Raw genomic sequence first — 24,080 nt, forward strand, 5'->3', positions numbered from 1 at the left:
GTCATGAGTGCTGCGAGGGTCAGACCTGGGCGCCGGAGAGGCGTTCCACGGCCCGCAGCAGGGCCGAGTGGTCCAGGCCGCCGTCGCCCTGGGCGCGCAGCGACGCGACCAGCTGGGCCACCACGGCGCCCACCGGCAGCGCGGCGCCCACGTTGCGGGCGGCGTCGGTGACGATGCCCATGTCCTTGTGGTGCAGGTCGATGCGGAAGCCCGGCTTGAAGTCGCGGCCCAGGAAGTTGTCCTTCTTCCGCGTCAGCACCGTCGAGCCGGCCAGACCGCCGTTGAGGACGTCCAGGGCGGCCTTCAGGTCCACGCCGGACTTCTCCAGGAAGACCACGGCCTCGGCGCACGCCTGGATGTTCACGGCGACGATCAGCTGGTTGGCGGCCTTCACGGTCTGACCCGAGCCGTGCGGACCGCACAGCACGATGGTCCTGCCGAGCGCCTCCAGGAGCGGCTTGGCCTCGTCGAAGTCGGCCTGCTCACCGCCGACCATGATGGACAGCACGGCCTCGATCGCGCCGGCCTCGCCGCCGGAGACGGGGGCGTCCAGGACGCGGATGCCCTTGTCCTTGGCGGCCTTCGCGAGGTCGACGGAGGTCTGCGGGGTGATCGAGGACATGTCGACCAGCAGCGCGCCGGACTTCGCGTTCTCCAGGATGCCGTCGGGACCGTAGGCGATGGCCTCGACCTGCGGGGACGCGGGCACCATGGTGACGATCACGTCGGCGTCGCGCACGGCGTCGGCGATCGAGCCGGCCGCGGTGCCGCCGGCGGCGGACAGCCGGTCCAGCTTCTCCTGCTCCAGCGTGAAGCCGGTGACCTGGTAACCCGCCTTGATCAGGTTCTCGGACATGGGGGAGCCCATGATGCCGAGACCGACCCAGGCGACCTTGGGGAGCGTGCTCATGATGGGTGCCTCTCTGAAAATCTGTGAGGAATTGCTGCGGGGCGGCGCTCAGCGGGCCGCGCGGGCCCCGGCCGGCAGCCAGGAGAAGGACTGGACGCTGGGGGCGTCGCCGGGCTTGTACTCCAGGCCGACCCAGCCGTCGTATCCGGCCTTCGCGAGGCGGTCGAGCAGGTCCTCCAGCGGGAGGGAGCCCGTGCCGGGGGCGCCGCGGCCCGGGTTGTCGGCGATCTGGACGTGGCCGGTCTTCGCGGCGTACGCGTCGATCACCTGCGGCAGGTCCTCGCCGTTCATGGACAGGTGGTAGAGGTCCATGAGGAACTTCGCGTTGCCCAGTCCGGTGGCCTCGTTGACCTTGTCCACGACCTCGATCGCGGCCGGCGCCGACACCAGCGGGTACAGCGGCGACTCGGGCTTGTTGAGCGCCTCGACGAGCAGGATCGCGCCGATCCGGTCGGCCGCGCGGGCGGCGAGGACCAGGTTCTCCAGCGCGAGCCGGTCCTGCTCGGCCGGGTCCACGCCCTCGACGCGGTTGCCGTACAGCGCGTTGAGCGCCGTGCAGCCCAGCGACTGGGCGAAGTCGGCGGCCACGTCGATGTTGGCGCGGAAGCGGTCCGACTCCTCGCCGGGGATCGACAGCGCGCCCCGGTCGGGCCCGGGCAGCTGCCCCGCGTAGAAGTTCAGGCCGGTGAGCCGGACGCCGGCGTCCTCGATGGCCGCCTTGAGGGCGTCGAGCTCGGACTGCTCGGGGGTGGGCGAGTCGATCCAGGGCCACCACAGCTCGACCGCGGTGAAGCCGGCCGCGGCGGCGGCCGCGGGGCGCTCCAGGAGCGGGAGTTCCGTGAAGAGGATCGACAGGTTGACGTTGAAGCGCTGATCTGCGAAGCCCATCGGGTGCCGCGCTCCCTTCCGTTTCGATCTATTTTCCGCATTACGGAAGTTCGTTTCTGCTTGATGGAAGGTTGCCCGGCGGATGTCGCACTTGTCAAGAGGGGGCGGCGCAAAGCGGTCACCCCGCGTTAGGTTGACCGGGTGCGATTGAGAGTGGAGTTCACGACCGAACCCTTCGACCTGGACGAGGCGCCCGCCCACGCGGTGGTCGCCCGCGAGGTCGTCGAGGCCGCCGAGCTGGACGCGGTCGACGTCGGCCCGTTCGGCAACACCGCCGAGGGCGGTGCCGACCGGGTGCTGACCGCCGTGGACGCGCTGCTGCGCCGCTCCCTGGCGGCCGGCGCCACCCGGATCTCGCTCCAGGTCAACGTGGTCGACGAGCCCGGCGCCGGGGAGGGTGAGCGGTGACCGGCCCGGCCGAGGAGCCGTTCATCGCGGCCGTCAAGCCCCTGGTCGACGCCATCGGCGGCGAGATGCTGCCGCCGGACGAAGCCGGCCGGGAGGACGTGGTGCTCTCCTGGGGGGGTGCCGACGTCGTCGCCGTGCGCCTGCCCCAGCTCGCCGACTCCCTGGACCACATCCTGGCCGCCATGGAGCGCCGGCAGGGCCGGCCCCTGGCCGACCTCGACCGCCGGGCCAAACAGGAGGTCGTACGGGCCCTGGAGGCGCGCGGCGCCTTCGCCGTACGGCACGGCGTGGAGACCGTCGCGGGCGCCCTCGGCGTCAGCCGCTTCACCGTGTACAACTACCTCAACCGTGAGAAGGGCGCCTGACCTGCACGGTTCCTCCGCACCCCCTGTCGCCGCCCGGTCACCGGGCGGCGGCTTTTTTGACCCCGAATTTTCAACAAAGTGTTGACGGCTTGTTTCCGAGGGCGTTAGCTATCGGCACGCCCGCTCAGCACAAGGCCACGGAGGCTCCCGTGACGTCCACTTCCGCGTCGGGCCTGGCCCGTTTCAACGCTCTCGAGGAGTCCTCGGCACGCGCCGAACTCCACGAGGCGTGCGCCTCCACGGCGTGGGCCCGGCACCTGCTCGCCGCCCGCCCCTTCGCCACCCCCGAGGACCTGTACGCCGCCAGCGACGCCGCCATGGCCCGGCTGAGCGCCGAGGACCTCGCCGAGGCGATGACCGGGCATCCGCCGATCGGCCGCCCCGAGCCGGGTGATCCGACCTCGTCCCGCGAACAGGCGGGCATGGCCGGTGCCGGCGAGGACCTCAAGGCGGAGATGCTCGAACTGAACCTGGCCTACCAGGAGAAGTTCGGCCACGTCTTCCTCATCTGCGCCACCGGCCGGACCGGCGAGCAGATGCGGGACGCGGCCAAGGAGCGGATCGGCAACTCCTCCGAGCAGGAGCGGGAGATCGTCCGCACCGAACTGGGGAAGATCAACCGCATCCGCCTGAACCGACTCGTCGAACAGGACGCCTGACCATGAGCACCAGCACCACCGCCTCCGTGTCCACGCACATCCTGGACACCAGCGTCGGCCGCCCCGCCGGGGACGTCGCCGTCCACCTCGCCGCCCGCATGGGCCGCGATGGGGACTGGCAGGCGCTCGGCGGCTCCGCGACCGACGCCGACGGCCGGTGCAAGGACCTCCCGGCCCTGCCGGAGGGCACCACCCACGTACGGCTCGACTTCGACACCGAGACGTACTTCGCCAAGAAACAAGCCGCGGCCCAGCAGGACGCCCCCGCGCTCCGGGACAGCGAGAACGGCCGGCCCGTGTTCTTCCCCGAGGTCACCATCACCTTCGCGGTGGTACCCGGCGAGCACTACCACGTTCCGCTGCTGCTCAACCCGTTCGGCTACTCCGTTTACCGAGGGAGCTGACCGAATCATGACCCGTTTCGTCCTGGGACAGAACCAGTACGGCAAGGCAGAGAACCGCGTCGTCAAGATCACGCGTGACGGCGACACGCACCACATCAAGGACCTGAACGTCTCCGTCGCCCTGTCCGGCGACATGGAGGAGGTCCACCGCAGCGGTTCCAACGCCAACGTCCTGCCGACCGACACCACCAAGAACACGGTGTTCGCCTTCGCCAAGGAGCACGGCATCGAGAGCGCCGAGGACCTCGGCGTCGCCCTCGCCCGCCACTTCGTGGACAACAACGAGCCGATCCACCGGGCCCGCATCCGCGTCGAGGAGTACGGCTGGGAGCGGATCGAGACCTCCAAGGGCGGCGCCCGCTTCGTCGGCTCGGAGGAGATCGCGCACTCCTTCGTCCGCACCGGCCAGGAGACCCGCGTCGCGCAGATCACCTACGACGGCCACGGCATCCAGGTGCTCTCCGGGTTCAAGGACCTGACCGTCCTGAACTCGACCAACTCGGAGTTCTTCGGCTTCCTCAAGGACAAGTACACGACCCTCCAGGAGGACCACGACCGCATCCTCGCCACCACCGTCTCCACCTGGTGGCGGCACAACTGGGACGGCATCGACTCGCACGCCCCCGACTGGGACCGTTCCTACAACGGGGTGCGCAAGCACGCGCTCCAGGCGTTCGCCGAGACCTACTCGTACTCGCTCCAGCAGACCCTGTTCGAGATGGGTGTGCGGGTGCTCAACTCGCGCGACGAGGTCGACGAGATCCGCTTCTCGATGCCCAACAAGCACCACTTCCGCTCGGACCTGTCGCCCTTCGGGATCGACAACGAGGCCAAGGACGGCGCCGTGTACTACGCCGCCGACCGCCCCTACGGCCTGATCGAGGCCACCATCCTGCGCGACGGCGCCGAGCAACTCATCCCGGTCGACATGACCAACCTCTGACGCGGGACGCGCGCCGCCGGCCCGGCCGCCCGGCCCGGCGGCGCGTCACACCGGAGGGAACACCATGGCACAGCCTGCAACGGAGCCGGCGAAAGGCTCAAGTTCCACCCCGTCACCGGAGCACACCGAGGACGCCGTCACGTCCGTGCACCCGGTCGACGAGAAGCTCCACCCCTCGCGGCTCGTCCCCGCCGCACTCCAGCACATCGCCGCCATGTACGCGGGCGTCGTCACTCCTCCGCTCATCATCGGCCAGGCCTGCGGACTCGACATCGAGGGCCGCACCCGGCTGATCGCCGCCTCGCTGCTCATCGCGGGCGTCGCCACCCTGCTCCAGACCCTCGGCGTCAAGGGCTTCGTCGGCAACCGCCTGCCGTTCGTCAACGCCGCCTCCTCGGCCGGCATCGCGCCCATCCTCGCCATCGTCGAGACCAACGCGAAGGGCAGCCAACTCCCCGCCGTCTACGGTGCGGTGATGGTCGCCGGTGTCTTCTGCCTCGCCGTCGGCCCGTTCTTCGGCCGACTGCTGCGCTTCTTCCCGCCGTTGGTCACGGGCGTCGTCATCACCCTCATCGGCGTCACGCTGATGCCGGTCCCGGTCGGCTGGGCCCAGGGCGGCGACGAGGCCGCCGCCGACTTCGGCTCGATGCGCAACCTCGCGCTCGCCGCCTTCACCCTCGCGGTCATCCTCGTCATCCAGCGCTTCGGCAAGGGCTTCGTCAAGCAAGTGGCGCTGCTCTTCGGGCTGTTGATCGGCACCCTGGTCGCCATCCCCTTCGGCATGGCCGACTTCGGCGCCCTCGACTCCGCGCCCGTCGCCGCCCTGCCCACCCCCTTCGCCTTCGGCGCCCCAGAGTTCCAGCCCGCCGCCATCCTCTCGCTGTGCATCGTGATGCTGGTCCTGATGACGGAGTCGTCCGCCGGCATGCTCGCCCTCGGCGAGATCTGCGACCGCCGCGCCGACGCCGAGGTCATCACCCGCGGCCTGCGCACCGACGGCCTGGCCACCCTGATCGGCCCCGTCTTCGGCGGCTTCCCCACCTCCGCCTTCGCGCAGAACGTCGGTGTCGTCTCCCTCACCCGGGTGCGCAGCCGCTACGTCGTCGCCGTCGCCGGCGCCACCCTGCTGCTCCTCGGCGCCTTCCCGGTCCTCGGCGCGGTCGTCTCGCTGGTCCCGATGCCGGTCCTCGGCGGCGCGGGCATCGTGCTCTTCGGCTCGATCGCGGTCAGCGGCATCCGTACGCTCTCCGAGGCCGGCCTCGACGACAGCTCCAACATCATCCTGGTCGCCGTGGCGCTCGGCGCGGGCATCATCCCGCTGGCCGCGCCGACCTTCTACGCCGAGTTCCCCGCCTGGGCCCAGACCGTACTGGGCTCCGGCATCAGCGCCGGGGCGATCGTCGCCGTCGCCCTCAACCTGTTCTTCCACCACCTCGGCACCCGGAGCCGCACCGCGGCCCCGGCACTCAAATCCTCCTAGGGTCCTGCCGTGCCCTTCCCGTGGGTACTCGACTCCCCGCCCACGGGCCGCACCGAAAGAGAAGGAAGCAGCATGGCAGCATCAGCGGCAGCCGATCGCGTCGCCGTCCCCCCGGCAGCCGAGCGCATCGTCATCGAGAACTGCGCCATCGCGACCGTCGACGCGGACGGCACCGAGTACGCCTCGGGCCACGTCGTTCTCGCCGGCAACCGGATCGAGGCGGTCGGCGCGGGGCGGGCACCCGAGGACCTGGAAAACGTCGTACGCCGGATCGACGCGACCGGACACCTGGTCACGCCCGGCCTGGTCAACACCCACCACCACTTCTACCAGTGGCTCACCCGGGGCCTGGCCACCGACCACAACCTCTTCGACTGGCTGGTCGCCCTCTACCCGACCTGGGCGCGCCTCGACGAGCCGATGGCCCACGCCGCCGCCCAGGGCTCGCTCGCGATGATGGCCCGCGGCGGCGTCACCACCGCCGCGGACCACCACTACATCCACCCGCGCGGCGCCGGCGACCTGTCCGGCGCGATCGTCCGCGCAGCCCGCGACATGGGCGTCCGCCTCACCCTCGCCCGCGGCTCCATGGACCGCGGCGAGTCCGACGGCGGGCTGCCGCCGGACTTCGCGGTGGAGAGCCTGGACGACGCGCTCACCGCCACCGAGGCCACCGTCCGGGAGCACCACGACGCCTCCTTCGACGCGATGACCCAGGTGGCCGTCGCCCCCTGCTCGCCCTTCTCCGTCTCCACCGAACTGATGCGCCGGGGCGCCGAGCTGGCCCGCCGGCTCGGCGTGCGGCTGCACACCCACGGCTCGGAGACCGTCGAGGAGGAGAAGTTCTGCCACGAGCTGTTCGGCATGGGCCCCACCGACTACTTCGAGTCCACCGGCTGGCTCGGCGACGACGTGTGGATGGCGCACTGCGTCCACATGAACGACAACGACATCGCCGCCTTCGCCCGCACCGGCACCGGCGTCGCCCACTGCCCCTCCTCCAACGCCCGCCTGGCCGCGGGCATCGCCCGGGTCCCCGACCTGCTCGCCGCCGGGGTCCCGGTCGGCCTCGGCGTCGACGGCACCGCCTCCAACGAGTCCGGCGAACTCCACACCGAACTGCGGAACGCCCTGCTGATCAACCGCCTCGGCGCCCACCGCGAGGCCGCGCTGAACGCCCGCACGGCGCTGCGCCTGGGCACCCACGGCGGCGCCCGGGTCCTCGGCCGGGCCGCCGAGACCGGCTCCCTGGAGCCGGGCAAGCTCGCCGACCTGGTGCTGTGGCGGATGGACACCCTCGCCCACTCCTCGATCGCCGACCCGGTGGCCGCCCTGGTCTTCGGCGCCCCCGCGCCGGTCACGGCGTCGTTCGTGAACGGCCGGCAGATCGTCGAGGACGGCAGGCTGCTCACGGTCGACGAGGACGCCGTCGCCCGCTCCACCCGCGACGAGGCGCGACGCCTGGCGCGGATCGCCGCCGAGCGGCGCTGAAACCCGCACAACAGAACACCATTTGATCTCCGGCCGGGAGGGACGGCTCCCGGCCGGTGACCGCGGACCCGAGCGGGGTCCGCGGTGACCGACTCCGGGGCGTGCGCCCCTGCGCGCACGCCCCGGATAGGTCTCCCGTTTCCCCGAACGGCCCGTCCGGGTCCCGCACGACCACCACCCGCACCACCTCCCTGACACCCACGTCAGAGCCGACGTGCAACCGACCGGAGGAACGCCGCCGTGGCCGACCACCCTGTTGACGAGAAACTCCCGCCACTGAAAATGGCGACGACCGGCCTGCAACACGTGGCCGCCATGTACGCCGGGGTCGTCGCCCCGCCCCTGATCGTCGGCGCGGCCATCGGCCTGAGCGCCACCGAGCTGACCTTCCTCACCGGCGCCTGCCTGTTCACCGCGGGCCTGGCGACCTTCCTCCAAACCCTGGGCATCTGGAAGATCGGCGCCCGGCTGCCCTTCGTCAACGGCGTCACCTTCGCCGGCGTCGCCCCCATGACCGCCGTCGTCGCCTCCACCGACGACAAGTCCGACGCGCTGCCGATCATCTTCGGCGCGGTCATCGTCGCCGGACTCCTCGGCTTCATCGCCGCCCCCGTCTTCTGCAAGGCGATCCGCTTCTTCCCGCCGGTCGTCACCGGCACCGTGATCACGCTGATCGGCATATCCCTGCTGCCGGTCGCCTTCGGCTGGGCGCAGGGTCCGAGTCCCACGGCCGACGACTTCGGCTCGGCGACCAACCTCGGCCTGGCCGCGATCACCCTCGTCGTCGTGCTGCTGCTGCGCCGCTTCACCCGAGGCTTCGTCAAGCAGATCGCCGTACTGCTCGGCCTGATCGTCGGCACGATCATCGCGATCCCGTTCGGCGTCACGGACTTCGGCCCGGTCGCGGACGCGGACGTGGTCGGCTTCCCCACTCCCTTCCACTTCGGCGCCCCGCAGTTCCAGATCGCCGCGATCCTGTCCATGTGCGTGGTGATGGTGGTCTCGATGACCGAGTCCACCGCCGACATGCTCGCCCTCGGCGAGATCGTGGAGCGCCCGGCGGACGAGAAGACCATCGCGGCCGGCCTGCGCGCCGACACCCTGGGCTCCGCCCTCAGCCCGGTCTTCAACGGTTTCATGTGCAGCGCCTTCGCCCAGAACATCGGCCTGGTCGCGATGACGAGGATCCGCAGCCGCTACGTCGTCGCGGTCGGCGGCGGCTTCCTGGTCCTGATGGGCCTGTGCCCGATGGCCGCCTCGCTCATCGCCGTCGTGCCGCGTCCGGTCCTGGGCGGCGCCGGCGTGGTCCTCTTCGGCTCGGTCGCGGCCAGCGGCATCCAGACCCTGGTCCGGGCGAGCCTGGACAAGGACAACAACGTCCTGATCGTCGCGGTCTCCCTGGCCGTCGGCATCATCCCGATCGCGGCGCCGGAGTTCTACCACTCCTTCCCGGAGAACGCGCGGATCATCCTCGACTCCGGCATCTCGACCGGCTGTGTGGCCGCCGTCCTGCTCAACCTGGTCTTCAACCACATCGGCGGCCGGGAACGCGAGGCGGAGGACGTCACCCACCCGATGGAGGCGGGCGACGAGATCACCGAGTCCTCCAGGGCGGCGGCTATGCCGTAACGCCGGCGTCCGGTGCGGTTGGATCGTCGGACACGTCCCGGGCGGCACGCCAGACACGGCGTGCGGCCCGGGACGAAGCATGTGGCGCACGGGATGGAGTGCGGGGGCGTGCCGCCCGGCAACGAGCTGCCGCGTCCCGGTCAACCGCGCGTCCCCGCGCCACGCCGCAGCACGACCGCCGTCAGGACCAGGGCGGCCGTCGCGACCACGGCCGCCACCCGGAACGCGAGCCGATAGCCGCCGACCGTGGCCGCCACGGACTCCGCGCCCCCGTCGAGCAGTCCCTCGGCGCGGGCCGCCGCCAGCGCCGACAGAGCCGCCGGCCCCAGCGAACCGCCCACCACCTGCGTGGTGTTGAACAGACCGGACGCGAGCCCCGCGTCCTCCTCGCGCGCCCCCGACATCGACAGGCCGGTCGGCGCGGGTATCGCGGCGGCGACCCCCACGGCCAGCAGCACCATCGGCGGCAGTACGTCCGTGAGGTACCCGCCGTTCACCGGCGCGCGACTCCGGGCCGAGCGCAACCGGCTGTACATCGCCGAGGCCCGCGCGGCCTACGACACCGAGCACTGTCCGGAGCCGGTGGACGCCAGACGCTCCGCCCGCCCGTCTACAGGCCGAACAGCTCCGGCCGGGCCGCCAGTTCCTTGAAGCGCTGCCGCGGGTCCGCCACCAGCCTGCGCTGGCGCAGGTCCATCAGCCCGCCCACGGCGTCGATCTCGGCGGCGACGGTGCCGTCGGCCTTGGTGACGAGCTGCCGGATCCGGAACGTCTTGCCCTCGCCCCACTCGAACACACAGCTCACCGTCACCTCGTCACCGGCGAGCAGCTCACGCCGGAACCGGATCGTCGTCTCCAGGGCCACCGGGCCGACCCCGCCGGCAACGAGCTCGGCCTGCCTGATCCCGGCCGCCTGGAGCAGCGACCAGCGGGCGTGCTCCGCGTAGTTCAGATACACGGACTGGTTCAGATGGCCCTGGGTGTCGGTCTCGTACCCGCGGACGGTCACCGGCACGGAAAACGGCTCGCTCACCGCTGCTGCCTCTCTTCGCACTGTACGGACGGACCGATCCTGACATGCGGGCGTCACACCTTCCGCGGGGAGGCCAGCAGATAACGGGCCCGCGTGCGCGGCTCGGTGTGCTCCCCGACCTGCCAGCCGGCCCGCTCCAGCGTCGCCGCGCAGGCCCGCAGCGCGGCGCCGTCCGGCTCGTAGACGGCGACGGCCTCCGGCTGGGGCGTCGCCCGCACCCGGTACCCGTCCCCGCCGTCCGGGCCCGCCGGGCGATGTCCCGCCGCCTCCAGGGCGAGCGCGGCGGCCCGCACCAGGTGCGAGCGCTCCCACCCGCACGGCCGGTCGGTGCTCCCGTCGGGGTGTGTCATCCGGCGCAGCTCCAGCAGTCCCTGCCAGGCACCGCGCACCTCCCGCAGCCGCGCGGGCCCCGAGTCGCCGGGCGCGGGGTCCTCCCCGCCGACCCGCGCGGCGAACACACCCCCGGTGTCCGGTGCGGCGGTCGTCCCGGTCGCCCCGGAGCCTTCGGACTCGTCGGCCGCCCCCCGTATCCGGTGCCCGGCCGGTGTCAGGAAGTGGTCGTGCGGCGGCCGCGGGTGCCGGAAGGCGAGCCCCCGCTTCACCAGCGCGGCGAGCTGGGCCGGAGCCCCCTTCAGACGCCCGGTGACGGGATCGGCGGCGGCGATGACACGCCGCTGCGCGGCGGTGGGCGACAGCGCCACGGCGTCCCTCCTTCCGACCCGTCGGCCGAGCCTTCGCGGACTTCGAAGACTACGACGGAGGTCTGACATTCCAGGCGGCGATCACCGGCCGCCCGTGCTCGGTACCCAGTCGGCACAGGGTGCCCGTGCCCAGCTGGAACAGGGCGCCGTGCGATGCGGGAAGGCCCAGGTGCCGGGCGGTGAGCACGCGCAGGAAGTGCCCGTGCGCCACCAGCACCACGCACCCTTCGGTGTTGGCGAAGGCGGCCTCCACCCGGGCCAGCATCCGGTCGGCCCGCTCGCCCACCTGCTCGGGCGTCTCCCCGGGGTGGTCCGGCGGCCCGGACGCGACCCCGTCGGTGAACAGGAACCAGTCCGGCCGGCTCCGGTGGATCTCGACGGTCGTGATCCCCTCGTAGCCGCCGTAGTCCCACTCGTGCAGGTCCGGGTCGACGCGCACCTCGTGCAGCCCGATCAGCTCGGCCGTCTCCCGGGCCCGCTGGAAGGGGCTGACGAAGGACGCCCCGATCCGGTGCGACCGGATCAACGGCACCAGGCTCCGCGCCTGCTCCCGCCCCTTCTCCGTCAGCGGGACGTCCGTCAGCCCGGTGTGCCGCCCGGACCGCGACCACTCGGTCTCACCGTGCCGGACCAGAAAAAGATCACCCATGGACCTCCACCTTTCCGCCGTGCTCGTCAGCACGGTGCCACATGCGCAGGGGGCCACACGGAACCGACTCGGCCACCCCCGCACGCTCCGGGGCAGGTTACCGGGCGTTCTCGTGCGTCATGGGACGTCAATTTGTCCATATGACATATGAGTTGATCATTTGTGATCATGAACACGCTTGCTGTGGGCGGGGGAACGCTATTAACTGACGCAGGCATTGTGAAGATTGCATGAGAATTTATGGGGGAGGGCGCACGCGTGCGCTGGTACAACCCGGCCGGGGGCAAACGGCACAGACGAATCACCGGTCCGGCAGGACTGACAGCCGCAGTCACCTCGGTGGCCCTGATGGCCTCGATGTCGGCGCTCGCCGTGCCGGCCGTCGCGGCTCCCGCGGTCCCCGCGGCCCCGGCGGCGGCGACCTCGGCCTCCTCGGACGCGGTGATCGACCATGCCACTGCCGCCCGGCGTGCCGCGGCCGCCGGCGAGCAGGTGGAGGTCACCGGTGAGCGCACCGAGTACACCACCACCACGGCCAACCCGGACGGCACCTTCACCCTCGTGCAGTCCGCGGTCCCGCAGCGGGCCAAGGGCGACGACGGCACCTGGCGTGCCGTGGACGCCACGCTGGAGCGCAGGCCGGACGGCAGCGTCGGCCCCCGGGCCGCCGTCGTCGACCTGTCCTTCTCCGGCGGCGGCGACGGATCGGGCCTGATCCGCCTGGCCAACGACGAGGGCAGCCTGCACCTCGACTGGCCCGGCCGGCTGCCCGAGCCCCGGTTGGAGGGCGCCAAGGCCGTCTACCCCGAGGTGCTCGACGGCGTCGACCTGGAGCTGACCGCCAGTGCCGAGGGATACCGCGAGGTCCTGGTCGTCAAGACCCCCCGGGCCGCGGCCGATCCGGCCCTGGAGCGGATCGAGCTGACCGCCTCCACCACCGACCTGCGGCTGATGCCGGGAGCCGGGGGCGGGGTGCGCGCCGTCGACACCGACGGCAACACCGTCTTCAAGGGCCCGGCCGGCCAGATGTGGGACTCCGCCGGCCAGGACGAACGTCCGGGCACCGACGGCGTGCGAACCCAGTTCGCCACCGCCGCCGACACCGGCGGCGAGGTCCCCGACCCGGTCGAGGAGGGCACCCAGCCCGGCTCCGGCGACACCAGTGCCGTCATGCCCGTACAGGTCGACGACGACAGCGTCACCGTCGAGCCGGACCTCGGCCTGCTGCGCGGCACGGACACCGTCTACCCCGTCTACATCGACCCCTCGGTCGGCCTCGGCGTGTCCGAACGCACCGTGCTGTCGTCCGACGGCGACAAGTTCTGGCAGTTCAACGGTGACTACGGCGTCGGCCGGTGCAGCGTGTCGGGCCCGTACTACTGCGGCAGCAACTACACGAACCGCATGTACTTCGAGTTCTCGCCGTCCAAGCTCGCCGGCAAGTACGTCCTCGACGCCACCTTCCGCGCCTACGAGACGTGGTCGTTCAGCTGCTCGGCCAAGTGGGTGGACCTGGAACGCACCAACAACATCTCGGAGGGCACCCGGTGGCCCGGCCCGACCCAGCTGGACCAGATGGGCGACCGGTACGTCTCGGCCGGACGCGGCAGCCAGTGCAGCCCGGACCAGCCGGACCGGTGGATCGAGTTCAACGACAACCCGGACGAGACCGATGAGAACCTCACCTCCACGGTGCGCAAGTTCGCCGACGGCAAGATCAGCCGGCTCACTCTGATGCTGCGGGCCAAGGACGAGTCCGACCCCCAGGCGTGGAAGCGGTTCGACGACAACGCCGAACTCAAGGTGACCTACGCCTTCAAGCCCGGCGTGCCCACCAGCGTCGGCGTCATCCCCGGCGACGGCACCACCGCCTACTGCCGGACCTCCTCCTCCGACCCGCTGATCGTCACCCGTGTCGACCCCATGGTGCAGTCCCGTGTGCAGACCCAGGTCGAGCACCACCTGGGCGACGAGGAGGGCTCGCTCCAGTCCGAGTTCGTCGTCGAGCGCGGTGACGACGCGGCCTGGCACCAGGTGTGGTCCGGCTACCGGCCCTCCTCCGGCTGGGACCCCGACGGGACACTGGAGAAGATGCGCACCTCCAACCGGGCGGACGGCGGTCTGTACCGGATGCGCTCGCGCACCCAGTCCCACTGGTCGTACAGCGGCAAGTCCGGCGACCTGTTCTCCTCCTACTCCTCATGGTGCTACTTCAAGATCGACTCGACGGCGCCCAAGGCCCCGGTGGTCACCGCGGTCTCGCCGTACACCCAGTGCACCGCCGATCTGTGCGAGGGCAAGGGCGGACCCGGGGTGGCCGGTTCCTTCACCTTCAAGCCCAACGCCGCCGACTCCGACATCACCGGCTACCGCTGGCGGCTGCTGACCACCTCGGCCAAGGAGGCCAAGGCGGTCACCGGCAAGTCCGTCACGGTCTCCGACGTGACACCGTCGCTCTCGGGCACACAGGTGCTCTCCGTGGAGGCCAAGGACGTCCGCAGCCGCTGGGGCGCACCGGCGGAGTTCAGCTTCAAGGTCGCCCCCGCGGCCGGTGCCACGGGCACCTGGCACTTCGACGACGCCCTGCCCGGGTCGGGCGTGACGACCGCCAAGGACACCGCCGCCGAGGGCACCCGGCACGATGCCACCCTCTACACCGCGGGCGCCGGCTGGTCCACGCTGGCCCGCCGCGGCGACGCCGACAACTCGCTGTGGCTCAACGACGGTTCGGACACGACGCAGCGGGCGGGCTACGCCGCGACCGCGGCCCCGGCCGTGAACACGAGGGACTCCTTCACCGTCTCGGCGTGGGCCTATCTGACCGACACCTCCCAGACCCGGGTGGTGATGGCGGCTCCCGGCACCTACGGTTCGGCGTTCACGCTGTACTACTCGGCCTCGTACAAGAAGTGGGTCTTCAACCGGACCGCCGGCGACGTCAAGGACAAGCCGGTATACCTCCGGTCGCTCGGTGACGCCACCAACCCGCCGCTGAAGGTGTGGACGCACCTGGCCGCAGTGTTCGACACGAAGAACGACACCGACAAGGCGAACGACACCGTCCAGCTGTTCGTCAACGGACGCCCGCAGGGCAAGCCCGTGGTACTCGGCACCCTGTCGACCGCCTACCAGCCGTGGGTCTCCTCCGGGGGCCTGCAGATCGGCCGCTCCCTGGTCGGCGGCGTCTGGGGCGAGCACTTCCGCGGCCGCCTGGACGAGGTGAACGCCTGGCAGCGCGTGCTGACCCCGGACGAGATCACCCAGCAGGCGCAGCTCCTCGAGGAGGGCGTGCCGGCCAACGAACTCGTCGCGCAGTGGGACGCCGCGTCGTCCACCGGCACCACGGTCAAGGAGCTCTCCGCCTACCCCGCGCCGAGCCTGACTCTGTCGGCCACCGGGGCGGTGCTGGACGAGGAGAACAACGCCCTCGTCCTGGACGGCACCGCGGGCTACGCCTCCGCGACCGGCCCGGTCGTCGACGAGACCGGTTCCTTCACGGTCTCCGCCCGTGTCCAGCTGAACTCCGCCGAGCTCGCCTCGAAGCCGGTCGGTTACCGGGCCCTGGTCGCCGGGCAGCAGGCGAGTGCCGGTGAGTCCTCCTGGGCACTGTGGGCGGTGAAGCCCGCCGACGGCGTCTACCAGTGGAAGTTCACCCGCACCGCCGTAGGCGCCGACGGCAAGGCGACCACGTCCGCCGAGGCGCCGGGCGGAGACATCGCCGAGACCGACACCTGGGTGCAGGTCACCGGCGTCTTCGACGCCCAGGAATCCTGGGAGTGGACGGACCCGGCCGACCCGGCCAAGACGGAGACCCGCTACGGCAGACTCCACCTCTACGTCGGCGAGTTCGACCAGCCGTCGGAGACCGAGTCCGGCTTCACCACCCCCCAGTACGGCACCGGGGCCCTTACCGTGGGCCGCGGCAGCCAGGGCGGCACCACCGGGCACCACCTGCCCGGCGCCCTGGAGGAACTGCGCGTGTGGACCGGCGCGATGAGCGCCGACCAGGTCCGATCGCAGGTCCTCGACGGCGTCTGAACGGCGCCCTTCCCTTCCTGAGCCGGTCCGGGGGCGCGGTCACCCGCGCCCCCGGACCGGCTCGCTCCGTCCGTCGCGAACCGGCGCCCGCCTTCGGCGCCGGGCCCCTTCGACGTTTCCTTCTCGGACAAGGAATCCCATGAGACACCAACCCCTGGGGGTCCCCCGCGCGGGGACCGGACCCGGCCTCCACCGGCGCCGGGCGGCACGTCCCTGGCTGCGCCGCGTCAGCTCGCTCGTCGGCATCACCCTGCTGTCCGGCCTGCTCGCCCCCGCCGCCACCGCCGACGACGTGGACCCGCTCGGCAGGCCCGAGCTGTCCGCGCCGAGCGCCCAGCAGGTGGCGCCGTTCGAGGCGAAGCAGAACGCCCGGACCGCGGCCGTCGTCCGCGACGCCGCACGCGCCGACCAGAGAGCCGCCGGCCGTGCCGTCAAGGACCAGTCCCGCGACACCAGTTGGCCCACCCACGGCTCGGCCCGCCTGACCGCGTCCGGGGCCGCGACCGCCGAGGCCGCCCCCGGTCGGCTGCCCGTCACCCTCGCCCCGCCGGCGGCGAAGAAGACCAAGCGCGCCCACAGCGTCAAGGTCGACGTGCTGGACCAGGGCGCCGCCCGCGGCCTCGGCGTCAAGGGCGTCGTCCTGAAGGTCACCGGCCCCACCGACGGCGGCGCGGCCCGCCTCGGCATCGACTACTCGGGGTTCGCCTCCGCCTACGGCGGAGACTGGGCCGGCCGCCTCCAGGTGCTGCGCCTGCCCGACTGCACCGCCGGTGCCGCCTGCCCGCCCGCGACGCCGGTGAGGTTCACCAACGCGCGCGGCGACGAACGGCTCACCGCCGACCTCGCCTTCGCCCCGAAGGCGACCTCCGGGCAGACCATGACCCTCGCTCTGGCGGCCGGCACCGCCTCCGCCGACGGCGACTACAAGGCGACGCCGCTGTCGCCGTCGTCGACCTGGGAGGCCGGCGGCAGCTCCGGCTCGTTCACCTGGTCCTACCCGCTGAAGGCGCCCGAGCCGGCCGCCGGCGAGGCCCCGAAGCTGGAGATCTCCTACGACTCCGGCAGTGTCGACGGCCGCACCTCCACCAGCAACAACCAGGGCACCGAGGTCGGCGAGGGCTTCGACATCACCTCGTCCTTCATCGAGCGCAAGTACGGCTCGTGCACCGACGACGGGCACAAGGACCGGCACGACCTGTGCTGGAAGTACGACAACGCCTCCCTCGTCCTCAACGGCAAGGCCACCGAGCTGGTCAAGGACGACACCACCGGCCAGTGGCGGCTGAAGAACGACGACGCCTCCAAGGTCACCCACTCCACCGGCGCGGACAACGGCGACGACAACGGGGAGTACTGGACCGTCACCACGGGCGACGGCACCCGTTTCGTGTTCGGCCTGAACAAGCTGGACGGCGCCGCCGCCGACGTCCGCACCAAGTCGGTGTGGACCGTCCCGGTCTTCGGGGACGACGAGGGTGAGCCCGGCTACGCCGACGGAACCGGCTTCACCTCGCGCGACAAGAAGCAGGCATGGCGGTGGAACCTCGACTATGCCGAGGACAGCCACGGCAACGCCACGACCTACTGGTACGAGGACGACACCAACAACTACGACAAACTCGGCGACGACGACACCGGCACGTCGTACATCCGCGGCGGCTACCTGAAGGAGATCCGCTACGGACAGCGAGCCGGTTCCCTCTTCTCCGGCACCCCGGAAGCCTCGCACAAGATCGTGTTCGGTCACGCCGAGCGCTGCCTGGCCTCCGGCACCGGCTGCGACGCGCTCACCGAGGACACCCGGGACAACTGGCCCGACGTGCCGTTCGACCGGATCTGCAAGGACGGCGACAAGTGCCCGTACCTGGACAGCCCGTCGTTCTTCACCCGCAAGCTGCTGACCTCGGTCACCACCTACGCCTGGGACGCCGCGGCGGCCACCCCCGCCTTCTCGCCGGTCGACACCTGGGCCCTCAAGCACCTCTACCTCGACCCGGGCGACACCGGTGACTCCACCGACCAGTCGCTGTGGCTGGACGAGATCAAGCACACCGGCAAGCACGGCAGCGACCTCTCCCTGGACGCGGTGAAGTTCTCCCACGTCTTCCTCCCGAACCGGGTGGACGGACCCAGCGATGACATCCTGTCCTTCGAGCGGCCCCGGCTGAAGACCGTCGTCTCCGAGACCGGCGCGCAGACCGTCGTCGACTACCTGCCCGCGGACTGCGTGGCCGGGCAGACCATGCCCGAGGTGGACGAGAACACCGGTCGCTGCTTCCCGGTGTACTGGTCGCCCTACGGCCAGCAGGAGCCGATCCTCGACTGGTTCCAGAAGTACCCCGTCAGCTCCGTGCGCACCACCGACCCGCTGGGCGGCTCCGAGGCCGTGCAGCACACCTACGAGTACTCCGGCGGCGGTGCCTGGCACTACAACGACGACCCGCTGACCCCCGCCAAGGAACGCACCTGGTCCCAGTGGCGCGGCTACGGCAAGGTCACCCATTACACCGGGCCGTCCGACGGCACCCGGGCCAAGACCGTCACCGTGTACCTGCGCGGCATGGACGGGGACCGCGTCCTCGGCAGCGACGGCAAGACCCCCGACCCGGACCGGCGCAGGAAGGTGGAGGTCTCCGGCGTCACCGCCGCCGCCGTCACCGACTCCGACCGACTGGCCGGCTTCCAGCGCGAGAGCGTCGCCTACGACGGCGACAAGGAGATCTCCGGCACCGTCAACGACCCCTGGTCCAAGCGGACGGCGACCCAGCACAAGTCGTACGCCGACACCGAGGCGTACTACGTGCGCGTGGGCGCCTCGCACGCCCGCACCCGCATCACCAGCCGGCTCAACCCCTACGACCGGGTGCGCACCACGAGGACGAGCTACGACGCCTACGGCATGCCCGTGTCGGTCGAGGACCTCGGTGACGACTCCGTCACGGGGGACGAGAAGTGCACCCGCACCTGGTACGCCCGCAACGACGCCGCGGGACTGACCGCACTGGTCTCCCGGACCCGGATCGTGGGCCGGGCCTGCTCGGTCACCGACTCCGCCCTGGACCTGCCGGCGGACGCCACGCGCCCCGGCGACGTCGTCTCCGACAAGGCCACCGCCTACGACACGACCACCTGGTCCGCCACGCAGAAGCCCACCAGGGGCGACGCGCGCTGGTCCGGACGCGCCAAGGGCTACGGCGGTGACGACCAGCCGCTGTGGCAGATGACGGCCGTCACCGACTTCGACACGCTGGGCCGCCCGGTCCAGGTGAAGAACACGAACAACGTCATCACCTCCAAGACCGAGTACCAGCCGCCCGCGGCCGGTCCGCTGACCTCCACCGCGGTCGTCAACGCCAAGGGACACCGGACCACCACGGTCAAGGACTTCGCGCTGGGCGCGGACCTGAAGGTCACCGACGCCAACGGGAAGGTGACCGAGAGCAGCTACGACAGTCTGGGCCGCGTCACCGCCGTGTGGCTGCCGAACCGCTCCCGCGCGCTCGGCAAGACCGCCAACTACGTCTACGGCTACAGCGTGAAGTCCACGTCGCTGCCGTGGGTCTCCAGCGCCACCCTGAACGGCGACGGCTCCGGCTACCACACCACCTACGAGATCTACGACTCGCTGCTGCGCACCCGGCAGGTGCAGGCGCCCTCGGCCCGGGGCGGCCGGATCATCGCGCAGACCCTCTACGACGGCCGTGGCCTGCCGGTGACCGCGCAGTCGGACATCTGGGACGACTCCGCGGCCCCGTCCGGCAAGATCGTGCAGATCGACGGCGGCCAGGCACCCCGGCAGACCGACAGCGTGTACGACGGCATGGGCCGCGTCACCAGGGCGGTCACCAAGAGCTACGGCGTCACCGAATGGACCGTCGACACCGCCTACCGGGGCGACCTGGTCCTCACCGGTGCCCCGGAGGGCGGCTCGGCCAACGCGGTGGTCACCGACGCGTTCGGACGGACCGTGGAGCGCCGTGACTACGCGGGCCCGCGCCCGGCCGGCACGGACTACCTGACCACCCGGTACACCTTCGACGCCGCCGACCGGCAGGAGTCGATCACCGCGCACGACCGGTCCGCGTGGACGTACGCCTACGACCTCTTCGGCCGCCAGGTGTCCGTCACCGACCCCGACAAGGGCACGACGCTCACCCAGCACAACGAGCTCGACCAGGCGGTGAAGTCCACCGACGGCCGCGGCAAGGCGCTGCTGTTCGAGTACGACGTGCTGGGCCGCAAGACGGGCATGTGGCAGTCGGCGAAGACCGACGCCGGCAAGCTGGCGGCCTGGACCTTCGACACCCTCGCCAAGGGCCAGCAGGACACGGCCGTGCGCTACGAGGGCGGCGCGACCGGCAGGGCCTACGTCCAGAAGGTCACCCGCTACGACCCCCTGTACAAGGTCACCAACAACGAACTGACCCTCCCGGGGAACGACCCGCTGGTCGCGGCCGGCGTGCCCGCCAAGCTGGCCTTCTCCACGGGCTACAACCTCGACGGCACCGTCAAGCAGGCGGCCGCGCCCGCGGTGGCCGGCCTGTCCGCCGAGACCGTGTCCTACACCTACGACGAGCTCGGCCAGGTGCTGACCGCCAAGGGCACCACCGGCTACCTCCAGCAGACGGCGTACTCGCCCCTCGGGGATCTGCGCCAGATGACGCTGGCCACCGACCCGACCGGAGCGAAGAAGGTCTATCTCAACAACGACTACGAGGCCGGCACCCGCCGCCTCACCCGGTCGTACGTCACCGACGACGTCCACGGTTTCATGCTCCAGGAGCTGAAGTACCAGCAGGACGACGCCGGCAACGTCACCGCCGTCTCCGACGCCACCACCCTGGGCGGCACCGGCAAGGCGGACCACCAGTGCTTCACGTACGACGGCCACCGCCGGCTGAGCGAGGCATGGACGCCCAAGTCCGCCGACTGCTCCGCGGCCGGCCGCACCGTCGCCAACCTCGGCGGGGCGGCGCCGTACTGGACCAGCTACCAGTACAACGAGTCCGGGCTGCGCTCACGGCAGACCGAGCACGGCGCGTCGGGCGACGTCACGACGGAGTACGAGTACGGCACGGCCGAGGGTGGGCCGCACGTCCTGTCCTCCACGGTGACCGGCGACAAGACGGCGTCGTACACCTACGACGCCACCGGCAACACCGAGACCCGGCCCGGCGTCCAGGCCACCCAGACCCTGGACTGGAACTCCGAGGGCAGGCTCGCCACCGCGAGCGAGCCCGCCGAGGGCGGCAAGGCGGCCACCGGCACGGCCTACGTGTACGACGCCGGCGGCGACCTGCTCATCCGCCGCCCCACCACCACGGACGGCGAGACCGTCCTGTACCTGGGCACCACCGAGGTCCACCTCAAGGTGAGCGGCAACGGCGCGGCCAAGGCGCTCTCCGGGGCCCGCACCTACAAGGCCGGCTCGTCCGTCATCGCCGTCCGCACCTCCACCGCGGGCGTCAGCGGCACGAAGCTCACCTTCGTCGCCGGTGACCACCACGGCACCTCGGGGCTGGCGATCAACGCCGACACGCTGGCCTTCGCCAAGCGGTGGTCCACGCCGTTCGGCGCCCCGCGCGGCACGGCCTCCGGGGCCTGGCCCGACGACAAGGGCTTCCTGGGCAAGCCGGCCGACGCCACGACCGGACTCACCCAGCTCGGCGCCCGTCAGTACGACCCGGGCACGGGACGGTTCCTCAGCGTCGACCCGCTGCTCGAGCCGGACAAGCCCAACACCCTCAACGGCTACGCCTACGCCAGCAACAGCCCGGTCACCAACTCCGACCCGAGCGGTACCAGCGACGGTCTCGGCGGCCTCCTCGGCGCCATCGGGGCGATCATCGGGGGTGTCGTGGGCGCGGTGATCGGCGCGGTCGGCGCAGCGATCACGGCCGTCGGCTCGCTCGGTGGCTCGGGCGGCGGGGGTGGCTGGGGCGGCACGGCGCCCACCTCGTCCGGTGGCTGGACCCAGCCGCTGACCAAGCAGTGGACGCCGGGGGCGACCTACAACTACATCACCAAGTCGTGGGACCTGCCCTTCAACCCGCCCTCCCAGAGCCTGGAGGAGATGCTCGCATCGATGCCCGACTGGGGCATCGTCAGCGATCCCAAGGCCGCCAACCGCTGGGAGACCTCCCGCTCCCTGTTCTTCGGCTGGCTCTGGGGCGGTGGCTACCCGCTGCGCGAGCACCAGGACTTCCGCGGCGGCGACGCCTTCACGTCGATCCTGGCGCAGGACGAGACCATCTCCGGCCTGCGGTCGAAGATGGTCGGTCAGGCCCGCAAGGGCACGAAGGGGGCCTACGCCAAGGAGGTCGGGTTCCAGTACGTGGACGAGGGTCCCGAGCCCGGCAGCCCCTGGTACAAGTTCAACTCGCTGCGCGGTGCGGCCAAGGACATCGCGGGTGTGCTGACCAACGGCGCCGTGGGCACCGGCAACCAGGCCGACGCCTTCCTGGGTACGTACAGCGGCAAGGCCCGGATCAGCTCGATCAACAAGAAGGAGGGTTCGGTCACGCTCAAGTTCACCGCCTGGAACGGCTCCGACTGGCGGTCCGCGACCCACGTCGTCCCCCGCTCGTGGAACCCCGCGTTCGAGGACACCTTCGGGGCGGCGGTCCGCGAGGACTTCTCCTGGGAGGAGAAGTGGCCCATCAACGAGTGCGTGAACTACTCGGAGTGGCTGGAGTAGCACCGCCGCGACCGTGACAGACACCCGGTGGTCCGGGGCGGCCCGCTGCCCCGGACCACCACCGCATCAGGCACCCTTCTAGGATTCCTCCGTGTTCAAGACACCCTTCGCGCCCGCCGTCCGCTGGACTGCCGCCGTGCTGATCACCCTGCTGGCGGCCACGGCGTGCGACGGCACCGGCACGCGGGCCGCCACGGTCCCGGCCGACCGCGTCACCGGCGCCTGGCAGGCCGGCGACGGCACGGCCCTCGCCCTGACCGCCGACCGCACCTTCACCGCGTCCGGGCTCGACTCGGGCAAGCTCGCCGGCACCGGCTGCCCCGGCGGGGACACCGGCGGCGACTGGGCCTTCTTCGCCGACGACGGCGACGGCCTGTACATGACCTCACCGCGGGCCCGGTCGGGATCGGAGATCGGCCTGTCCTTTGCCGAGCAGTCCGACGAGCCCTGCCGACTCACGCTGACGGTCGTCGACGACGGCGGCACCCTGTGCGCCACGTCGGACCCGGAGACCCCCTGCGACCTGGGCGTCCGCTTCACCCGGAAGGGCTGAGCGTGCGCCGTTACTGGCGGTAGCCGCTCAGGAAGCGTCCGATGCGCCCGATCGCCGCCTCCAGGTCCTCCGCGTGGGGCAGGGTCAGGATGCGGAAGTGGTCGGGGGAGGGCCAGTTGAAGCCCGTGCCCTGCACCACCTGGATCTTCTCCCTGAGCAGCAGGTCGAGGACGAAGCGCTCGTCGTCGTGGATCCGGTGGACGGCCGGGTCGATCCGCGGGAAGGCGTACAGCGCGCCCTTGGGCTTGACGCAGGAGACGCCGGGGATCTCGTTGAGCTTCTCCCAGGCCACGTCCCGCTGTTCGCGCAGCCGCCCGCCGGGTGCGGTCAGTTCGCGGATGGACTGGCGGCCGCCGAGCGCGGCCTGGATGGCGTACTGGGCGGGGGCGTTGGCGCACAGGCGCATGGAGGCCAGCATGGTCAGGCCCTCCAGGTAGTCCTTCGCGTGCTGCTTCGGCCCCGTCACCACCAGCCAGCCGGAGCGGAAGCCCGCCACCCGGTAGGTCTTGGACAGGCCGCAGAAGGTCAGCACCACCAGGTCGGGGGCGAGGGACGCGGCCGAGTGGTGCACGGCGTCGTCGTACAGGATCTGGTCGTAGATCTCGTCGGCGAAGACCATCAGGCCGTGCCGCCGGGCGAGGTTGAGGATGCCCTCGACGATCTCCTTGGGGTAGACGGCGCCGGTGGGGTTGTTGGGGTTGATGATGACGACCGCCTTGGTGCGGTCGGTGATTTTTGACTCCATGTCGGCCAGGTCCGGGTACCACTCCGCCTGCTCGTCGCAGAGGTAGTGCACCGCCCTGCCGCCCGCGAGGGTGGTCACCGCCGTCCAGAGGGGGAAGTCGGGGGCGGGGATCAGCACCTCGTCGCCGTCCTCCAGGAGGGCCTGCACGGCCATGGAGATCAGCTCGGAGACGCCGTTGCCCAGGTAGACGTCGTCCACGTCGACCTCCAGGCCGAGGGCCTGGTAGCGCTGGGCGACGGCCCGGCGGGCGGAGAGGATGCCGCGCGAGTCGGTGTAGCCGTGCGCCTGCGGCAGCATCCGGATCATGTCCTGGACGATCTCCTCCGGCGCCTCGAAGCCGAAGAGCGCCGGGTTGCCGGTGTTCAGGCGCAGCACGCTGTGGCCCGCCTCCTCCAGCGCGTTGGCGTGCTCGATGACCGGGCCGCGGATCTCGTAACAGACCTCGCTGAGCTTGTTCGACTGCCGGAACTCCATGCGCGGCTTCCCC

At 71.4% G+C, this 24,080-nt stretch carries 17 protein-coding genes and 1 pseudogene; 11 read left to right on the plus strand and 7 right to left on the minus strand.

The genetic code is table 11. The features are described from left to right. Positions 1-19: 19 nt before the first annotated feature. Together AB0P07_RS18455 and AB0P07_RS18460 are read right to left on the minus strand one after the other, a co-directional pair. On the minus strand, positions 20-910 hold the full coding sequence (locus tag AB0P07_RS18455) for a 2-hydroxy-3-oxopropionate reductase (RefSeq protein ID WP_365551820.1): 891 nt from the start codon (positions 908-910) through the stop codon (positions 20-22). Between the two features lie 48 nt (positions 911-958). Then, positions 959-1,798: a TIM barrel protein gene (locus tag AB0P07_RS18460; RefSeq protein WP_365551822.1), complete on the minus strand. Its 840-nt coding sequence runs from the start codon at positions 1,796-1,798 to the stop codon at positions 959-961. A 141-nt stretch (positions 1,799-1,939) separates the two neighbouring features. On the opposite strand from AB0P07_RS18460, the gene AB0P07_RS18465 reads away from it, so the two are divergent. From AB0P07_RS18465 to AB0P07_RS18500, 8 genes are all read left to right on the plus strand, one after another. Then, positions 1,940-2,206, plus strand: coding sequence for a hypothetical protein (locus AB0P07_RS18465; RefSeq protein ID WP_365551824.1), 267 nt, complete (start codon positions 1,940-1,942; stop codon positions 2,204-2,206). Beyond that, positions 2,203-2,571 (plus strand): helix-turn-helix domain-containing protein, encoded by a 369-nt coding sequence (locus AB0P07_RS18470; RefSeq protein WP_365551825.1) that lies wholly within the window; start codon positions 2,203-2,205, stop codon positions 2,569-2,571. Before AB0P07_RS18465 ends, AB0P07_RS18470 begins: the two co-directional genes overlap by 4 nt. 149 nt (positions 2,572-2,720) lie before the next feature. Next, a complete protein-coding gene (gene uraD, locus AB0P07_RS18475; RefSeq protein WP_365551827.1) occupies positions 2,721-3,230 on the plus strand; it encodes a 2-oxo-4-hydroxy-4-carboxy-5-ureidoimidazoline decarboxylase in 510 nt (169 codons plus the stop codon). A gap of 2 nt (positions 3,231-3,232) precedes the next feature. Continuing rightward, positions 3,233-3,634: a hydroxyisourate hydrolase gene (uraH, locus tag AB0P07_RS18480; RefSeq protein ID WP_365551829.1), complete on the plus strand. Its 402-nt coding sequence runs from the start codon at positions 3,233-3,235 to the stop codon at positions 3,632-3,634. A gap of 7 nt (positions 3,635-3,641) precedes the next feature. Next, positions 3,642-4,577, plus strand: coding sequence for a factor-independent urate hydroxylase (gene pucL / locus AB0P07_RS18485; RefSeq protein ID WP_365551831.1), 936 nt, complete (start codon positions 3,642-3,644; stop codon positions 4,575-4,577). Between the two features lie 64 nt (positions 4,578-4,641). Further along, positions 4,642-6,057: a nucleobase:cation symporter-2 family protein gene (locus AB0P07_RS18490; RefSeq protein ID WP_365551833.1), complete on the plus strand. Its 1,416-nt coding sequence runs from the start codon at positions 4,642-4,644 to the stop codon at positions 6,055-6,057. A 72-nt stretch (positions 6,058-6,129) separates the two neighbouring features. Beyond that, complete coding sequence (locus AB0P07_RS18495; RefSeq protein ID WP_365551835.1) at positions 6,130-7,548, plus strand: 8-oxoguanine deaminase; 1,419 nt, start codon at positions 6,130-6,132, stop codon at positions 7,546-7,548. A 240-nt stretch (positions 7,549-7,788) separates the two neighbouring features. After that, positions 7,789-9,177 carry a nucleobase:cation symporter-2 family protein gene (locus tag AB0P07_RS18500; protein ID WP_365551837.1) on the plus strand — a complete coding sequence of 463 codons (1,389 nt, stop codon included), beginning with the start codon at positions 7,789-7,791 and terminating at the stop codon, positions 9,175-9,177. A 140-nt stretch (positions 9,178-9,317) separates the two neighbouring features. Here the strand turns inward: AB0P07_RS18500 and AB0P07_RS18505 are convergent. The 4 genes and pseudogenes from AB0P07_RS18505 to AB0P07_RS18520 all read right to left on the minus strand — a co-directional run. Next, positions 9,318-9,686 (minus strand): annotated as a pseudogene (locus AB0P07_RS18505) (MFS transporter); the annotation flags it as partial. A gap of 101 nt (positions 9,687-9,787) precedes the next feature. Beyond that, positions 9,788-10,210 (minus strand): acyl-CoA thioesterase, encoded by a 423-nt coding sequence (locus AB0P07_RS18510; protein WP_365551839.1) that lies wholly within the window; start codon positions 10,208-10,210, stop codon positions 9,788-9,790. Between the two features lie 53 nt (positions 10,211-10,263). Next, positions 10,264-10,911 (minus strand): hypothetical protein, encoded by a 648-nt coding sequence (locus AB0P07_RS18515; RefSeq protein ID WP_365551841.1) that lies wholly within the window; start codon positions 10,909-10,911, stop codon positions 10,264-10,266. Positions 10,912-10,960: 49 nt separating this feature from the next. Continuing rightward, positions 10,961-11,560 (minus strand): histidine phosphatase family protein, encoded by a 600-nt coding sequence (locus AB0P07_RS18520; RefSeq protein WP_365551843.1) that lies wholly within the window; start codon positions 11,558-11,560, stop codon positions 10,961-10,963. Positions 11,561-11,908: 348 nt separating this feature from the next. Between AB0P07_RS18520 and AB0P07_RS18525 the strand changes: the two genes are divergently transcribed. From AB0P07_RS18525 to AB0P07_RS18535, 3 genes are all read left to right on the plus strand, one after another. Next, entirely contained in the window at positions 11,909-15,598 is a 3,690-nt protein-coding gene (locus AB0P07_RS18525; RefSeq protein WP_365551845.1) for a LamG domain-containing protein, read from the plus strand. A gap of 139 nt (positions 15,599-15,737) precedes the next feature. Next, positions 15,738-22,295 (plus strand): RHS repeat-associated core domain-containing protein, encoded by a 6,558-nt coding sequence (locus AB0P07_RS18530; RefSeq protein WP_365551847.1) that lies wholly within the window; start codon positions 15,738-15,740, stop codon positions 22,293-22,295. A gap of 91 nt (positions 22,296-22,386) precedes the next feature. Continuing rightward, entirely contained in the window at positions 22,387-22,848 is a 462-nt protein-coding gene (locus tag AB0P07_RS18535) for a hypothetical protein (protein ID WP_365551849.1), read from the plus strand. 10 nt (positions 22,849-22,858) lie between these two features. Here the strand turns inward: AB0P07_RS18535 and AB0P07_RS18540 are convergent, their stop codons facing one another. Continuing rightward, on the minus strand, positions 22,859-24,067 hold the full coding sequence (locus AB0P07_RS18540) for a pyridoxal phosphate-dependent aminotransferase (protein WP_365551851.1): 1,209 nt from the start codon (positions 24,065-24,067) through the stop codon (positions 22,859-22,861). Positions 24,068-24,080 lie beyond the last annotated feature (13 nt).

The organism is Streptomyces sp. NPDC085944 (assembly GCF_040686295.1).
GTDB lineage: Bacteria > Actinomycetota > Actinomycetes > Streptomycetales > Streptomycetaceae > Streptomyces > Streptomyces salinarius.

Excerpts from the sequence above, each read along its gene's own strand:
- AB0P07_RS18455 (WP_365551820.1), bottom strand. The coding sequence starts at position 910 with ATGAGCACGCTCCCCAAGGTCGCCTGGGTCGGTCTCGGCATCATGGGC.
- AB0P07_RS18460 (WP_365551822.1), bottom strand. The coding sequence starts at position 1,798 with ATGGGCTTCGCAGATCAGCGCTTCAACGTCAACCTGTCGATCCTCTTC.
- uraH (WP_365551829.1), top strand. The coding sequence starts at position 3,233 with ATGAGCACCAGCACCACCGCCTCCGTGTCCACGCACATCCTGGACACC.
- pucL (WP_365551831.1), top strand. The coding sequence starts at position 3,642 with ATGACCCGTTTCGTCCTGGGACAGAACCAGTACGGCAAGGCAGAGAAC.
- AB0P07_RS18490 (WP_365551833.1), top strand. The coding sequence starts at position 4,642 with ATGGCACAGCCTGCAACGGAGCCGGCGAAAGGCTCAAGTTCCACCCCG.
- AB0P07_RS18495 (WP_365551835.1), top strand. The coding sequence starts at position 6,130 with ATGGCAGCATCAGCGGCAGCCGATCGCGTCGCCGTCCCCCCGGCAGCC.
- AB0P07_RS18520 (WP_365551843.1), bottom strand. The coding sequence starts at position 11,560 with ATGGGTGATCTTTTTCTGGTCCGGCACGGTGAGACCGAGTGGTCGCGG.
- AB0P07_RS18525 (WP_365551845.1), top strand. The coding sequence starts at position 11,909 with ATGGCCTCGATGTCGGCGCTCGCCGTGCCGGCCGTCGCGGCTCCCGCG.
- AB0P07_RS18530 (WP_365551847.1), top strand. The coding sequence starts at position 15,738 with ATGAGACACCAACCCCTGGGGGTCCCCCGCGCGGGGACCGGACCCGGC.
- AB0P07_RS18540 (WP_365551851.1), bottom strand. The coding sequence starts at position 24,067 with ATGGAGTTCCGGCAGTCGAACAAGCTCAGCGAGGTCTGTTACGAGATC.